18 protein-coding genes are annotated in these 14,338 nt (G+C 72.2%); 5 read left to right on the top strand and 13 right to left on the bottom strand.

Translation table 11 applies throughout. The annotated features are described in order from the left end of the window. Positions 1 to 118: 118 nt before the first annotated feature. The 3 genes from MED15_RS17705 to MED15_RS17695 all read left to right on the top strand — a co-directional run bounded on the left by MED15_RS17705 (position 119) and on the right by MED15_RS17695 (position 2,935). Positions 119 to 322, top strand: coding sequence for a hypothetical protein (locus MED15_RS17705; RefSeq protein WP_146754573.1), 204 nt, complete (start codon positions 119 to 121; stop codon positions 320 to 322). A gap of 400 nt (positions 323 to 722) precedes the next feature. Next, positions 723 to 1,709, top strand: coding sequence for a tyrosine recombinase XerC (locus tag MED15_RS17700; RefSeq protein ID WP_112736222.1), 987 nt, complete (start codon positions 723 to 725; stop codon positions 1,707 to 1,709). A gap of 44 nt (positions 1,710 to 1,753) precedes the next feature. Next, on the top strand, positions 1,754 to 2,935 hold the full coding sequence (locus tag MED15_RS17695; RefSeq protein WP_112736220.1) for an aminotransferase class V-fold PLP-dependent enzyme: 1,182 nt from the start codon (positions 1,754 to 1,756) through the stop codon (positions 2,933 to 2,935). On the opposite strand, the gene MED15_RS17690 is transcribed toward MED15_RS17695, so the two are convergent. Beyond that, positions 2,856 to 3,557, bottom strand: coding sequence for a murein hydrolase activator EnvC family protein (locus MED15_RS17690; RefSeq protein ID WP_112736218.1), 702 nt, complete (start codon positions 3,555 to 3,557; stop codon positions 2,856 to 2,858). The genes MED15_RS17695 and MED15_RS17690 overlap by 80 nt on opposite strands. A gap of 244 nt (positions 3,558 to 3,801) precedes the next feature. Here MED15_RS17690 and MED15_RS17685 point away from each other — a divergent pair, with 244 nt between their 5' ends. After that, positions 3,802 to 4,944 (top strand): sulfite oxidase, encoded by a 1,143-nt coding sequence (locus MED15_RS17685; RefSeq protein ID WP_112736216.1) that lies wholly within the window; start codon positions 3,802 to 3,804, stop codon positions 4,942 to 4,944. Between the two features lie 63 nt (positions 4,945 to 5,007). Here MED15_RS17685 and MED15_RS17680 read toward each other — a convergent pair whose 3' ends face one another. The 12 genes from MED15_RS17680 to proS all read right to left on the bottom strand — a co-directional run bounded on the left by MED15_RS17680 (position 5,008) and on the right by proS (position 13,246). Then, positions 5,008 to 5,331 carry a DUF2469 domain-containing protein gene (locus MED15_RS17680; RefSeq protein ID WP_007075222.1) on the bottom strand — a complete coding sequence of 108 codons (324 nt, stop codon included), beginning with the start codon at positions 5,329 to 5,331 and terminating at the stop codon, positions 5,008 to 5,010. After that, a complete protein-coding gene (locus tag MED15_RS17675; protein WP_112699866.1) occupies positions 5,328 to 6,140 on the bottom strand; it encodes a ribonuclease HII in 813 nt (270 codons plus the stop codon). The genes MED15_RS17680 and MED15_RS17675 overlap by 4 nt, the downstream gene beginning before the upstream one ends. Next, entirely contained in the window at positions 6,134 to 6,619 is a 486-nt protein-coding gene (locus tag MED15_RS17670; RefSeq protein ID WP_112736312.1) for an NUDIX hydrolase, read from the bottom strand. Before MED15_RS17670 ends, MED15_RS17675 begins: the two co-directional genes overlap by 7 nt. 48 nt (positions 6,620 to 6,667) lie before the next feature. Further along, entirely contained in the window at positions 6,668 to 7,303 is a 636-nt protein-coding gene (gene lepB / locus MED15_RS17665; RefSeq protein WP_112588428.1) for a signal peptidase I, read from the bottom strand. Between the two features lie 10 nt (positions 7,304 to 7,313). Continuing rightward, a complete protein-coding gene (gene lepB / locus MED15_RS17660; RefSeq protein ID WP_091400281.1) occupies positions 7,314 to 8,183 on the bottom strand; it encodes a signal peptidase I in 870 nt (289 codons plus the stop codon). Positions 8,184 to 8,365: 182 nt separating this feature from the next. Next, positions 8,366 to 8,722, bottom strand: a complete 357-nt coding sequence (gene rplS, locus MED15_RS17655) for a 50S ribosomal protein L19 (protein WP_030335223.1) — start codon at positions 8,720 to 8,722, stop codon at positions 8,366 to 8,368. A gap of 143 nt (positions 8,723 to 8,865) precedes the next feature. After that, positions 8,866 to 9,639, bottom strand: a complete 774-nt coding sequence (gene trmD, locus MED15_RS17650; protein WP_112588424.1) for a tRNA (guanosine(37)-N1)-methyltransferase TrmD — start codon at positions 9,637 to 9,639, stop codon at positions 8,866 to 8,868. Between the two features lie 11 nt (positions 9,640 to 9,650). Next, entirely contained in the window at positions 9,651 to 10,205 is a 555-nt protein-coding gene (gene rimM / locus MED15_RS17645; protein ID WP_112588422.1) for a ribosome maturation factor RimM, read from the bottom strand. Next, positions 10,205 to 10,465: an RNA-binding protein gene (locus tag MED15_RS17640; protein WP_172862164.1), complete on the bottom strand. Its 261-nt coding sequence runs from the start codon at positions 10,463 to 10,465 to the stop codon at positions 10,205 to 10,207. Before MED15_RS17640 ends, rimM begins: the two co-directional genes overlap by 1 nt. After that, positions 10,440 to 10,940 carry a 30S ribosomal protein S16 gene (rpsP, locus tag MED15_RS17635; protein WP_112736214.1) on the bottom strand — a complete coding sequence of 167 codons (501 nt, stop codon included), beginning with the start codon at positions 10,938 to 10,940 and terminating at the stop codon, positions 10,440 to 10,442. Before rpsP ends, MED15_RS17640 begins: the two co-directional genes overlap by 26 nt. A gap of 229 nt (positions 10,941 to 11,169) precedes the next feature. After that, on the bottom strand, positions 11,170 to 11,790 hold the full coding sequence (locus tag MED15_RS17630) for a ribonuclease FAU-1 family protein (RefSeq protein ID WP_112732024.1): 621 nt from the start codon (positions 11,788 to 11,790) through the stop codon (positions 11,170 to 11,172). 49 nt (positions 11,791 to 11,839) lie between these two features. Continuing rightward, the gene (proS, locus tag MED15_RS17625; protein WP_112588417.1) at positions 11,840 to 13,246 is read right to left on the bottom strand and encodes a proline--tRNA ligase; all 1,407 of its coding nucleotides are present in this window, start codon (positions 13,244 to 13,246) and stop codon (positions 11,840 to 11,842) included. Between the two features lie 229 nt (positions 13,247 to 13,475). Between proS and MED15_RS17620 the strand changes: the two genes are divergently transcribed. After that, positions 13,476 to 14,072, top strand: coding sequence for a TetR/AcrR family transcriptional regulator (locus MED15_RS17620; RefSeq protein ID WP_112605999.1), 597 nt, complete (start codon positions 13,476 to 13,478; stop codon positions 14,070 to 14,072). The last annotated feature ends 266 nt before the right edge of the window (positions 14,073 to 14,338 follow it).

Here is a 14,338-nt window from a genome sequence, read left to right as displayed (position 1 = left end):
CCACCACAAAAGCTTGCCAAGCCTCTGCACGGCCACCAGGGTGCTCTTGGCGGGTCCCCTTTAATCCCGCTCGACGAGGTCACCTCCAAGAGGAGGAGTCCGTCGAGTGGAGGATGAGATGGGAAGTCAGTTCCCCGTTCGCCTACTGTGCCTCACTATTGTCGCCCTCGGGTCGAGCCAGGTCGCGACGATCGCCAGTTGGATCACATGGTCGATGGACCCGAGCGTCGGCAAGGCCCTGATCGCCGGGGCTGCGGCGTTCGCCGGCTCGGCTCCCCTCATCTTCGGGGCTCTCAACTACCTCATGCGGCACGACGCCTGATACCCCGGTGTCCGGGCGATCCCTGGCGAGGGCTGGGGTCGCCCGGACACTGAGGGCCGTCACGGCAGCCAAGCGTGTGACGGCCGCGAAGACGTCCGGGCCGGCCTGAGGTGCGCTCGCGCGGGGCAACGGCCTGCCACTACGACCGGTACGGTGCCCGGTCATGGGTGCAATCAAGCCGTGGCACATCAGCGTGCTCTGCTGTCTCGTCGTGACCGCCGTGCTCGTTGTCGGCTTGGTCGTGTTCCTGAGCAAGAGGAACAACCGCCGGTAGCCGGGGGTGGACACCGGCACCGTCATGTCCGGTGGCGTAGACGGACTGGCCGTAGGCTGGTGCCGTGCCAGCTGTGATCGAGAGCGCCGGGGCCGACGAACCGGCAAGCACGCCGGCGCGGCCACGATGAGCCGACCGGACCGGGGCACCCGGGCCATGCACCAGGCACTCCCGCCAGCGTTGCGCGACGCGGTCGACGACTTCGCCGAGCACCTGTCCCGGGTCCGTAACCGGTCGGCGCACACCGTCCGCGCGTACGTCACCGATCTGGTTTCGCTGCTCGACCACGCCGTCCGGATGGGCTGCGTCGACCTCGCCGAGCTGGACCTGTCGGTGCTGCGCAGTTGGCTGGCGCGGCAGCGCACCACGGGTGCCGCCCGCACGTCGTTGGCCCGACGGGCCGCATCGGCGCGGGCATTCAGCGCCTGGGCACACCGGGCCGGGCTGCTCCCCGCCGACGTGGGCGCCGCACTGGCCAGCCCCCGCGCGCACCGGGAACTACCCAGCGTGCTGCGCGCCGACCAGGCCGCCGCCCTGGTCGAGGCACCGGCCCGGCAGGCACCGCCCCCGAACCCGCCGGCGGAGTCGGGCCCGAGCGAAGCGGCCGAGGCGGTACGGCTGCGGGACCGGATGCTGCTGGAGCTGCTCTACGCCACCGGCGTACGGGTCAGCGAGGCGTGCGGGTTGGACGTCGGGGACGTCGACCACGGCCGGCGGGTGATCCGGGTGTTCGGCAAGGGTGGGCGGGAGCGCTCGGTGCCGTACGGGGTGCCCGCCCAGCGGGCGTTGGACGACTGGCTGCGCCACGGCCGCCCGGCGATGGTGGGCGCCCGCTCCGGTGACGCCCTGCTGCTGGGGGCTCGGGGTGGTCGGCTCAACCCGACGACAGCACGTCAGATCGTCGGTGCGTACGCCGAGACCGCCGGGCTGCCCCGGACCAGCCCGCACGATCTCCGCCACTCCGCGGCCACCCACCTCCTGGAGGGTGGCGCGGACCTGCGCGCCGTGCAGGAGCTGCTCGGCCACTCGTCCCTGGCGAGTACGCAGATCTACACCCACGTCTCGGTCGAGCGGCTGCGCGCTGCCTACCGGCAGGCGCACCCCCGCGCCTGATCAAGGGCCGCAGGGCGCGCACGCGTGGCGGTTACGATCATCAAGTGAGCGTCCCGAATCCCCCTGAGCCGATCCCGGGCGCCCGCCTGCTCTTCTCCCTGGACCCGGCGGTCAGTCACCTCAACCATGGCTCGTTCGGCGCGGTGCCGATCGGCGTGCAGCGCGCCCAGCAGCGGCTGCGCGACGAGATGGAGGCGAACCCGCTGCGCTTCTTCACCCAGGGGCTGGTCGACCGGATCGCGCACACCCGCCGGCACCTCGCCGGGTTCCTGGGCGCCGACCCGGACGGCAGCGCCCTGGTGGGCAACACCACCACCGGCGTCGCCGTGGTGCTCCAGTCGGTGGGCCTCACTGCCGGCGACGAGGTGTTGAGCACCGACCACGGGTACGGGGCGGTGAGCCTGGCCATCCAGCGCGAGTGCCGCCGCACCGGCGCGGTCAGCCGGGTCCTGCCGATCCCCCTGGCCGCCACCGACGAGCAGATCGTGCAGATCATCCGCGCTGGCCTGCGCCCCGGGCAGACCCGGCTGCTCGTCGTCGACCAGCTCACCTCGGCCACCGCCAAGCTCTTTCCGACCGCCGCCGTCGCCGGGGTGGCCCGCGAACACGGCGTGCCGGTCCTGGTGGACGCCGCGCACGCCCCGGGCATGCTGCCCACCCCGGTGGCCAGCATCGGCGCGGACTTCTGGGTGGGCAACCTGCACAAGTGGGCGTACGCCCCGCGCGGGACCGCCCTGCTGGCGGTGGCACCGCAGTGGCGGGACCGGATCGAGCCACTGGTGGTGTCCTGGGAGCAGGAGTCGGGTTTCCCGGCCCGGCTCGAGTGGCAGGCGACGCTCGACTACACGCCCTGGCTGGCCGCCCCGGCGGGCCTGTTCACGATGCGCAGTCTCGGCGTCGACCGGGTGCGGGCGCACAACGCCGCGCTCGCCGCGTACGGCCAGCGGGTGGTGGGGGACGCCCTGGGGGTGGCCCCCGCCGATCTGCCCGACCCCGGCGGACCGGGGGTGGCGCTGCGTCTCATCCCGCTGCCGGCCGGCACGGGCACCACGATCGACGCGGCGCGGGCGTTGCAGGCGCGGATCGGTGAGCGGCTCGGCGCGGAGGTGGCGGTGATGAGCTGGAACGGCCGAGGGTGGTTGCGGCTCACCGGTCAGGTCTACAACGCCGCCGACGAGTACGAGCGGCTGGCCGCACGGCTGCCGGCGCTGCTCGCCCAGCGCTGAGCGGCCGGCCGGGAGCGGACACCGGGACCGGACCGACCGGGAGCAGGCGTACCGGGCCGAGGCCGAGCAGGGCGAGCGGGTCGAGATACTCCTCGCCCCGGCGCAGGCCCCAGTGCAGGCACGCCTCGGCCGGGCACCCCGGATGCCCGGGCAGCAGCTCGCCCAGCGGTGCGCCGGCGGTGACCGGCTGGCCGGGGCGTACGGCGGGTTGGACCGGCTCGTGGGTCGTCCGCAGCCCGCCGGCGTGCCCCACGGTGACCACCGGTCGACCCGCCACCAGACCGGCGAAGAGGACGGTGCCCGGCCCGGCGCTGCGGACCACCGCTCCGGCGGGGGCGGCCAGGTCGACGCCGCGATGGCCGGGCAGCCACGGTCGCGGCGGCGGGTCGAACCGGCGCACCGGACGGGGTGGCCCGTCGACCGGCCAGCGGAACCGCCCGGCGGGCGCTGCGGCGACGACCGGCTCCGCCAGGGCCGCGACCGGCACGGTCGGGGTCGGTGATTGACCGGGCACCGCCGCGACCAGCACCGCCAGCCCGCAGAGCTGCACGGTCAGTGCGAGCGGGAGCGCGGTGCAGAGCAGCAGCGTGCGGCGGATCGAGCGGGCGGGTGGCGGTCGCATGACGGCAGCTTCCGGCCGACGCCGGGTCGTCCGCCGGCCCGGACGCCTGGGCTGTGGACAACCGGAGGTGCTGTGGACGACCACCCAACGCCCTCGATGATCTGCTATGCCCGGTACGGCGGGACGCTGTCCACGACCCGCCGCGCGGACGCCGCCGTACCCTCGGTGCCGTTTTCGGGCCGACACGGAGGGCCTAGGCTGGGCCGCGTACGGCGGGTGCCGCCGTCTGTACCGGGGAGGCCGCATGACCACTCTCGATGACCGGACGTCGTACCCCACCGGGCCGACGGTGGCCGACGTGAGCGGCCCGTCCCGGCTCGCGGAGCCGGACGAGACGATCAGCGCCGAGGAGTTGCAGCTCGCGGCCCGCAACCACGGCATCCCGTTGGAGGCGCTGCGCTACGACGTCACCCCGGCCGGGTTGCACTACCTGCTGATCCACTACGACATCCCGGAGCTCGACCCGGCGACGCACACGTTGACCATCGGCGGTGCGGTGGACCGTCAGTTGGCGGTCACCCTCGCCGACCTGCGCGAACGCCCCCGCGTCACCCGGCAGGTGACACTGGAGTGCGCCGGCAACGGGCGGGCCCTGCTGCACCCCCGGCCGGTCAGCCAGCCCTGGCTGGTCGAGGCGGTCGGCAACGCGGAGTGGACCGGCACCCCCCTCGCGCCGCTGCTGCGGGAGGCGGGCGTCGACCCGGACGCGGTGGACGTGGTCTTCACCGGCGCCGATCACGGCGTGGAGCGCGGGATCGAGCAGGACTACCAGCGGGCGCTTCCGGTCGCCGACGCGCTGCGCGAGGAGGTGCTGCTGGCGTACGAGATGAACGGCGCTCCCCTGCTGCCGCAGCACGGTGCGCCGCTGCGCCTGATCGTGCCGGGCTGGTACGGCATGGCGCACGTGAAGTGGGTCCACTCCATCGAGCTGCGGACCGAGCCGTTCGAGGGGTACCAGAACGCGGTGGCCTACCGGGTACGCCGCGACGCGGACGACCCGGGCGTGCCGGTCACCCGGATCGAGCCGCGGGCGCTGGTCCGCCCGCCCGGCTTCCCTGACTTCATGTCGCGCCGTCGGGTGCTGCGACCCGGCTCGTGCACGCTGGATGGTCGGGCCTGGTCGGGGCACGCCCCGGTGGTCGCCGTGGAGGTGACCACCGACGGAGGGCAGAGCTGGTCGCCGGCCGAGTTGGACCCGGCGGACGCGGGGGACTTCGCCTGGCGGCGCTGGCGGCACGAGTGGGTCGCCAGCCCCGGCCGGTACGTGCTCGGCGCGCGGGCCACCGACGCGTCCGGGCGGACCCAGCCGGTCGAGCAACAGTGGAACCGTGGCGGCTTCGCCAACAACATGGTGCAGCGGGTCGAGGTCGTGGTGCCGGCCGAGTGATCGGCGGTGGGTGTCACGCCACGGGTGGGGGCCCGTGGCACGGCCCCGGGGGCTCGGGTGCGCTCAGCCGCCGAAGCCGGAGTCGGCGGGCAGTGAGATGTCGGGCTTCTCCAGCTCCTCGACGTTGACGTCCTTGAAAGTCATCACCCGGACGTTCTTCACGAAGCGGGCAGGACGGTACATGTCCCACACCCAGGCGTCGTGCATCTCGACCTCGAAGTAGACCTCGCCGTCGGAGTTCCGCACGTGCAGGTCGACCTGGTTGGCCAGGTAGAACCTGCGCTCCGTCTCCACCACGTAGGAGAATTGGCGGACAATGTCGCGGTACTCCCGGTAGAGCTGCAGCTCCATCTCGGTCTCGTACTTCTCGAGATCTTCCGCGCTCATCGCACTCCGCCTTCCATGGCCACATCTTCCCCCACCGGCGTCGGAGGCCGAGGCTGCTCGCCCAACGCCACGCCGACGGTACCCCCTGACGCCCACGAGCGCTCCATCGGCTCATCCGGGCCGTGGCCGCCGGGCCGTCGGGCGCGCGGCGGCCGGCCGTCGCGGCCGGAGACCGCGGCGACATTGACGTACGAGAACCGGTGCTCCCGGCACGGCCCGTGCTCCCGCAGCGCCGCCGAGTGCTCCGGGGTGATGTACCCCTTGTGCTCGGCGAAGCCGTACGCCGGGAACACCCCGTCCAACTCCACCATGAGCCGGTCCCGGGTGACCTTGGCCAGCACACTGGCCGCCGCCACGCACGCGGCCACCCGGTCGCCCTTCCACACCGCCAGCCCGGGCACACCCAGGCCGTCCACGCCGAACCCGTCGGTCAGCACGTACTCCGGGCGGGTGGTGAGCGAGGCGAGCGCCCGGCGCATTGCGGCCAGGTTGCACACGTGCAGACCCCGGGCGTCGACCTCCTCGGCTGGGATAACCACGACGGCGTACGCGAGCGCGCGGTCCACGACCTCCGCGTACACCCGTTCCCGGCTGGCCGGGGTGAGCAGCTTCGAGTCGGCCAGCCCCTCGATCTCGCCACGCCGCCCCTCGGGCAGCACTGCCGCGGCGGCGACCAGCGGACCGGCGCACGCCCCCCGGCCCGCCTCGTCGGCGCCGGCGACGTGCCGGAAGCCACGCCGCTGCAACGCCCGCTCCAGGGCGTACAGGCCGGCCTCGCGGCGCACCACGGTGCGCGGCGGGGTCAGCACGACGCCTCGTCCTGGCCGGCGGTGGTCGACTGCCCCAGCCGGGTCAGCAGGGTGGGCAGTTCGGGCGGGTAGAACCGGTCACCGCTGGCCGCCAACTCGTCCGGAACCCACCAGCGGTGGTCGGCGATGCTGCGTCGCTCGATGTCGTTGAAGCCCGTGGTGTCCACTTGCCAGGAGTCCACCCGGAAGAGGAAGAAATCCTGCTCCTGGCGGTACCAGATGCCGTCGAAGGAGAACTCGGTCGCGTCGGACCAGACCGGCTCGCCCAGCTGGGACGGGTCGAGCCGCAGGCCGGTCTCCTCGGCCAACTCCCGGGCCGCGCCCACTGCCGGCGCCTCCCCCGGATCGAGCCCACCGCCGGGGGTGAACCAGTATCGGTGCCCGGGTCGGGCCGGGTCGAAGCCCTCGAACAGCAGGACCCGGCCGGCCGCGTCGACGAGCAGCACGCGGGCCGCGCGTCGAGGGGTGTAGACGGTCACCGCACCAGCCTGCCAGACCGGGGACGGATCGCCCACGCCCCGTACGGCCTACGGCTTGGGAATGCCGTCGAACCCGTCGGGCACCGTCAGCCAGGTGGCCCGGCTGACCGGCCAGAAGACGGTGAACGCCCGCCCGACCACGTCGTCCTCGGGGATCGTGGCCTCGGTGATGTTCTGCTGGGACTGCTGCCAGTGCTCCAGCGAGTCGCCGGAGGCCGACCGGTGGTCGCCCATCACCCACAGCCGGCCCTCCGGCACGGTGATGTCGAACTCCTGGTCGGCGGGCTTGTCGCGAATCCCGTCCATGGAGAAGATGTACGGCTCGTCCAGCGACTTGCCGTTGATCATCAGCCGTTCCTCGGGGTCGCAGCAGACCACGTGGTCCCCGGGGATGCCGATCACCCGCTTGATGAAGTCCTCACCGTCGGGGTTGCCGCTCCACGCGGTCGGAGCCTTGAACACGATCACCTCGCCGCGGTGCGGTGACCGGAAGTCGTAGACCAACTTGTTGACCAGCACACGGTCATCGATCTTGAGGGTGTTTTCCATGGACGGGGAGGGGATGAAGAAGGTCTGCAGCACGAAGGCGCGGACCAGCACCGCGACCAGGATCGCCACACCCAGCAGGATCGGCAGCTCCTTCCAGAAGGAGCTGCGCGGCTTGTCGGTCTGCTCGTCAATCACGCCAAGGAGCCTACGTTGCCCGGCTGGACGGCACCGTCCGGAACGCGCGGGAACCACGGAGCGCGGCTGCCAACGGAAGCATCAGCAGCACACCGCCCTGTGGAGTCGGTCGCGCCGGAGTCGCACCGGGCGACGCCGTGGCCGGCCCGGAGACGTCCTCGAACGTGGACGGCACCGACAGCGCACTCCACCGCGACGACGGCCAGACCACCATGAAGGCCCGGCCGACCACGTTGTCGATCGGCACCGGCCCCTGGCAACGCGCGTCCTGGGAGACCTCGCGATGGTCACCCATCACGAAGATCTGACCGGGCGGCACGACGATCTCGTCGAAGCGCCGGGAGCGACACTCCGCCGGGTTGGGCGGCAGGTCCAGGGGGGAGTCCCGCAGGACGTACGACTCGTTGAGCGGGATGCCGTTGACCGTCACCCGACCCTGACTGTCGCAGCACTTGACCCGGTCACCGGGGAGACCGATCACCCGCTTGATGAAGTCCTTCTCACCGGGGCGGCTCACCCCGACCAGGTCGCCGACGGTGCGGGCGAGCCGGCCGGCGACACCGGGCTTCGGCTGCTCGTCGACCTGCGGCGCCCAGCGGTCGGTGCCCCGGAAGACCACCACCTCGCCGCGCAGCGGGTCACGGACGTCGTAGACGACCTTGTTGACCAGCACCCGGTCACCGACGAGGAGGGTGTCCTCCATCGAGCCGGACGGAATGAAGAACGCCTGGAGCAGGAAGGTGCGGATCAGCACCGCGAGACAGAACGCGACCACCAGCAGCAGCGGCAGCTCCTGCCAGAGAGGCATCTGCCGGCGGGTGCGGCGAGCCCGTCGGCGCCACGGATCGACGGTGCCGTCCTCGTCAAGCGTCTGCACCACGCCACTCCCCGGTCCGCAGAAACACCACCGCCCGGGAGCCTCGTCGAGGCTCCACGGGCGGTAGTGGACAACTGCCCGCCACCTGGGCGGGACCGCCGCCTCGCTGCGCCCGTACCGACCAGGGTAGTGCGCTCTGGTCGGTACGGCATACGCGCAGCTCGGGCGGCGTGGCGAGCGGGAAGTCAGCTGGGCTGCTTCTCCCGCTTCTCCTTGATCTTGGCCTTCTTGCCGCGCAGCTCGCGCAGGTAGTAGAGCTTGGCGCGACGCACGTCACCGCGGGTCACGACCTCGATCCGGTCGATGCCCGGGCCGTTGAGCGGGTAGGTCCGCTCGACGCCGACACCGAAGCTGACCTTGCGGACCGAGAAGGTCTCGCGCAGACCGTCACCCTGGCGGCGGATCACGACGCCCTGGAAGATCTGGACACGGGACCGGTTGCCCTCGACGACGCGGGCGTGCACCTTGACGGTGTCACCGGCCCGGAAGTCGGGAAGGTCGGTCCGCTTCGACTGGGCGTCAAGGGCGTCCAGGATGTTCATCGCTGCGTCCTCGTAAGGCTCACGGCGCACCGTCACTCGGTGCGCGGGTGGGTGATTCTGATTCCCGGGTGGTGATCGGCGGACCGACCCCGGTCGGGGATCCTCACAGCCGACCGCGGGCGCGGACGGATGCGGCAACCCCCCTACTTTGCCACATCCCCCGGTGGAGGCTGAAATCCGGCCTGGTCCAGGGCCGCGATGTCCCGTTTGTCGAGCCGATCGGCCGGCAGCGCGGCCAGCAGGTCCGGCCGGCGGGCGGCCGTGCGCAGCAGACCCTCCTCGCGCCGCCAGCGGGCGATCTTGCCGTGGTCACCGGAGCGGAGCACCTCCGGCACGTCGTGCCCACGCCAACTCGGCGGCTTGGTGTAGATCGGCGCCTCCAGCAGCCCGTGCGCGTGCGACTCCTCGTCCAACGAGCCCGCGTTGCCCAGCACCCCCGGCAGCAGCCGGGTGACCGCCTCCAGCATCACCAGGACCGCGACCTCGCCGCCGAAGAGCACGTAGTCACCGAGCGACACCTCGGTGACCGGCATCCGGGTGGCGGCGTGCGCCAGGACCCGCTGGTCGATCCCCTCGTAACGACCGCAGGCGAAGAGCAGATGCGACTCGGCCGCCAACTCGTACGCCATGGCCTGGGTGAAGGGGGCACCGGCCGGCGACGGCACCAGCAGCCTTGGCGGCGGGGCGTCGAGCGGCGCGAGAGCGTCCAGAGCCTCACCCCACGGCTCGGGGCGCATCACCATTCCCGGCCCGCCACCGTAGGGGGTGTCGTCGACAGTGCGGTGCACGTCGTGGGTCCAGGTCCGCAGGTCGTGCACGGCGAGCTGGAGTACGCCGTTGGCCCGCGCCCGTCCGATCAGCGACAGGTCCAGCGGGGCGAAGTACTCCGGAAAGATCGACACGACGTCGACGCGCATGCGGGCTGGTCCTAAAGGTCGAGCAGTCCGGCTGGCGGGTCGACGATCACACGTCCGCCAGCCAGGTCGACCTCCGGAACGATCGCCCGGACGAACGGGATCAACGCGGTACGCCCCTCGGGGCGCCGCAGCACCAGCAGGTCGGACGAGGGCGCGTGGTCGATGCGGGCGACCTCGCCCAGGCGTTCGCCGGCCGGGGTCACCACGGCCAACCCGACCAGCTGGTGGTCGTGGAACTCCTCCGGGTCATCCGGTGGGGTCACGTCGGCGCTGTCCACCACGAGCAGCGTCCCGCGCAGCGCCTCGGCGGTGTTGCGGTCCAGGATGCCCTCGAACGCGATCAGCACCCGACCCTGGTGGAAGCGGGATTCCTCGATGGTCAGCTCCGCGGGAACCCGGAACGGCACCCCGGGCTCATCGCTGGCTGGCGGGGGTGTCGCCCCCGGCTCAGTGCGCAGCACTGTGCCGGGGGCGAACCGTGCCTCGGGCTCGTCGGTCCGCACTTCCACGGTGACCTCACCGCGGACACCGTGCGGCTTGCCGATCCTGCCGACGACGAGCTGCATCAGTACGAGTCGACGATGTCGACGCGAACCCCGCGCCCGCCGATGGAGCCGATCACCTGGCGCAGCGCCTTGGCGGTCCGGCCGGACCGCCCGATCACAGTGCCGAGGTCCTCGGGGTGCACGCGGACTTCGAGCCGCTTGCCCCGACGGGAATCGACCATCCGCACCCGGACGTCGTCCGGGTGGTCGACGATGCCCTTGACCAGGTGCTCCAACGCCGGACGCAGTGGCATGTCAGGCCTGCTCACCGGCGTCGGCAGCGGCCGGGGCCTCGGCCGGAGCCTCGGTCTTCGGCGCCTCGGCGGCCGGAGCCTCAGCCGGAGCCTCGGTCTTCGGAGCCTCGGCAGCCTTGGCGGCCTTCTTGGCCGGCTTGGCCGGGGTCTCCGGGGCGAGCCCGGCGGCGGCCTTCGCCTCAGCCTCGTACGCCGCCTTGCGGTCGGCCCGCTCGGGGGCGACCAGGAGCGGCGGCGGGGCCGGCAGGCCCTTGTACTTCTGCCAGTCACCGGTCAGCTCCAGCAGCCGCTGCACCGCCTCGCTCGGCTGAGCGCCGACGGACAGCCAGTACTGGACCCGCTCCGACTTGACCTCGATGATCGAGGGGTCTTCCTTGGGCTGGTAAACCCCGACGAACTCGATCGCCCGGCCGTCGCGCTTGGTGCGCGAGTCGGCGATGACGATGCGGTACTGCGGGTTGCGGATCTTGCCCATCCGCAGGAGCCGGATCTTTACGGCCACAGTTGTTTCGCTCCTGTTGCGATCTCACCGGCCCAAGCGGGCGGTGTGCATGGGTGAGCGCCGACCGGCACAGTGGGGTTGGGCCGGAGACTACTCGGTGGACTGGCGACGTGCCCGGGTTAGAGGGCGCCGGACGCGCGCCGGATACCAGCGACCTATTCTGCCAGATCCGATGCCGATCTCCCGCATCGGACCCGTACACCGCGCTGTCGGTGGCCTGGGGTACCGCTCAGCGCACCGGTGGACGATCCCATCCCGGTGGAAGTTTGTCCGGTATGCCCCACTCCGGAGGGGGTGTGAAGTCACACCAGGTGCCATCGAACGGGAACTCGCCGGCCTCGGCGAGCGCGATCACCCGCTCCCCCTCGGCGCGGACCGCCTTCTCGTCGGTCACCCAGTAGTCAGCGCCGAAGGCGAGCCGCTCGACGAACTCGCCCTCGTCCTTCCACTCCCAGCTGCGGTCCGGCCACACCACCACGTCCAGGTCCTGGTCCACCACGTCGACGCCGGCCACCGGGCCGTCGTCCCAGCGGACGCCGGGCTCCTCAAGGTTGACGTACCAGTGGGCGAACCGGCCCAGGGCGTCCCGGAACCACCAGACGGAGTGCGCCGCCCCCGTGGGCAGGAACTTCAACAGCGGCGGGCCGTTCCAGCGCCCCTGCGCCAACCGGTACGTCGACGAGATCCACTCGGCGAACGGCATCGCCCGCATCCCCAGCCCGGCCTCGGTCACCTCGTGGGCCACCGGCGAGTCCCGGGCGATCCAGACCAGCAACCCTCGATCGTCGTCGCTGACCACGCGGGCCGGCCGGGCCCACCCGATCCGGCCGTGCCGCACGTTCCGATGCATGATCAGCCGACCCGGCTCGAACCGGTCGACGGGGTTGCCCGGCCGCACCTCAGTAGGCGCGGGCGAGAATGGCGACCAGATCCGGCTCGTCCTCCGAGTCCGGTACCGAACCGTCGGCGCGCAGCAGGCAGCGCACCGTGACGCCCTGACCGTTCGCCTCGGCCTCACCGGCCACGCCGACCGCCGACCACGGCACCCGCGCCCAGCCGGTCGCGGCGGCCTCGATCGCCTCGGCCAGGGTCGCCACCTCCACGGTGCGCGACTCGCGGTTCGCCAGCGCCTGGTCGTGCAGCACCTGCTGGTCGGTCTCCAGCGCGGCCAGCACCGCGGTGACCACGTCCGCCACCGGCGTCGGAGTCTTCGAGCCGTCGGTCCGACGCACCACCGTCGCGTTGCCCACGGCGAGGTCACGGGGGCCGACCTCGACGCGTACCGGATAGCCGCGCAGCTCGGCGTCGACGGCCCGGCGGCCGAACGGGGTGTCGGTCCGGTCGTCGAGCGCGACCCGGACACCGGCGTCGCGCAGGCCGTCGCGCAGCTTGGCCGCCGCCTCGCCGACGCCGTCGCCGTCCTTGACGATCATGACGTACGCCTGGATCGGCGCGAGCCTCGGCGGCACGCGCAGACCGTTGTCGTCGCCGTGCGCCATGATCAGGCCGCCGAGCATCCGGGTGGACGTGCCCCAGGACGTGGTCCAGGCGTGCTCCCGGCCGCCCTCCTTGGAGGAGTAGCTGATGTCGAACGCCTTGGCGAAGTTCTGGCCCAGCTCGTGGCTGGTGCCCAGCTGCAACGCCTTGCCGTCGCCCATCATGCCTTCGCAGGTGTACGTGGCCGTCGCCCCGGCGAAGCGCTCGCGCGTCGTCTTCAGGCCGACCACCACCGGAATGCCGATCACGTTGACCATCAGGTCCTCGTACGCCTCGTGCAGGATCCGCCGCGCGTACGCCCGGGCGTCCTCACGGGTGGCGTGCGCGGTGTGCCCCTCCTGCCAGAGGAATTCGCTGGTACGCAGGAAGATCCGCGGACGGAGCTCCCACCGGACCACGTTCGCCCACTGGTTCAGCAGCAGCGGAAGGTCCCGGTACGAGTCGATCCACTTGGCCATGAACTCGCCGATGACCGTCTCGCTGGTCGGACGCACCACCACCGGCTCGGCCAGCGGCTTGCCACCACCGTGGGTGACGACCGCCAGCTCCGGCGAGAAGCCCTCGACGTGCTGCGCCTCGCGCTTGAGGTAGCTCTCGGGGATGAACAACGGGAAGTACGCGTTCTCCGCACCCGCCGCCTTGATTCGAGCGTCCATCTCAGCCTGCATACGCTCCCAGATGGCGTAGCCGGCCGGTCGGATGACCATGGTGCCGCGAACCGGGCCGTTGTCGGCCAGCTTCGCCTTGGCGATCAGGTCCTGGTACCAGCGGGGGAAATCCTCCGCACGGGGAGTGAGCACGCGTGCCATGACCGCACATCCTATGCGCCGCTCGTCAGGGCGGTGCGCTCGGGCGCGGCATCATTGGCATCCGCCGTCAAGGCCTTCCTCGATCCGCACCCCGAAGCGGCTCCAGCCCCGAGCCCGAGGCCCCCGATATGGCACACCTGGCGGCGAACTGGGTGCGCTGGGCCCGGCAGCCGACCAGCCCGATCGCCGACCGGCCCCCGCCGACACGCCGACTTACACTTCGACCACCATGATTGAGCAGAGGGAACCCACCCCGGTACGGACCGGCATCGTCGACGCCGCCCGCGCGCTGACCGTCGCGACCGGATGGGACGGCGTCCGGATGGGTGCCGTCGCCACTGCCGCCGGGGTGAGCCGACAGACCGTCTACAACGAGTTCGGCAGCAAGGCCGGGCTGGCCGAGGCGCTCGCCCGCGCCGAGGTGGACCGTTTCGTCGGCGCCGTCCGGGCCGCTCTGCTCGCCCACGGCACCGACGTACGGGCCGGCGCGTACGCGGCTATCGCGCACACCCTCACCACGGCGGGGGAAAACCCGCTGATCAAGGCGATCCTGACCAGCGCCCGGGGCGGCTCGGACGAGCTACTGCCGTACCTCACCACCCGGGCCGAGGTGGTGCTCACCGAGGCGTCCGGCGCTCTGATCGACTGGGCCGGCGACCACCTGCCCGGAGCGGACCACGCCGCGCTGGCCTTCGCCGCCGACACCATCGTCCGCCTGGTGGTCAGCCACATCGTGCTCCCCCGCGAACCGATCGAGCAGACCGCCACGGCCCTCGCCGACCTTGCCGTACGCCTCTTCAGCGCCGCCGCCCGCCCAGCCCACTAGCCCCCGCACCCGCGCCCCTCGCCCCGCCCGTGCGCCCCCTCCGCCCCGCCCGCCCGTGCGCCCCCTCCGCCTCCCCGCCTCCCGCGCTCCCGCGCTCCCGCGCCCCGCGCCCCGCGCCCCGCGCCCCGCGCCCCGCGCCCCGCGCCAACATCCGCAGCAACTTCCCGGATGTTGCTGCATCAGGCGCGCAGGAGGCAGCAACATCCCTGATGTTGCGGGGATCTTCTTCCTCATTGATCTCGCCGCACTCCAAGATCGCGCTCGAT

This window comes from Micromonospora noduli (assembly GCF_003264475.1).
GTDB lineage: Bacteria > Actinomycetota > Actinomycetes > Mycobacteriales > Micromonosporaceae > Micromonospora > Micromonospora noduli.
Note: the sequence above shows the minus strand (reverse complement) of the source record. Positions and strands in the feature narration are given on the sequence as shown.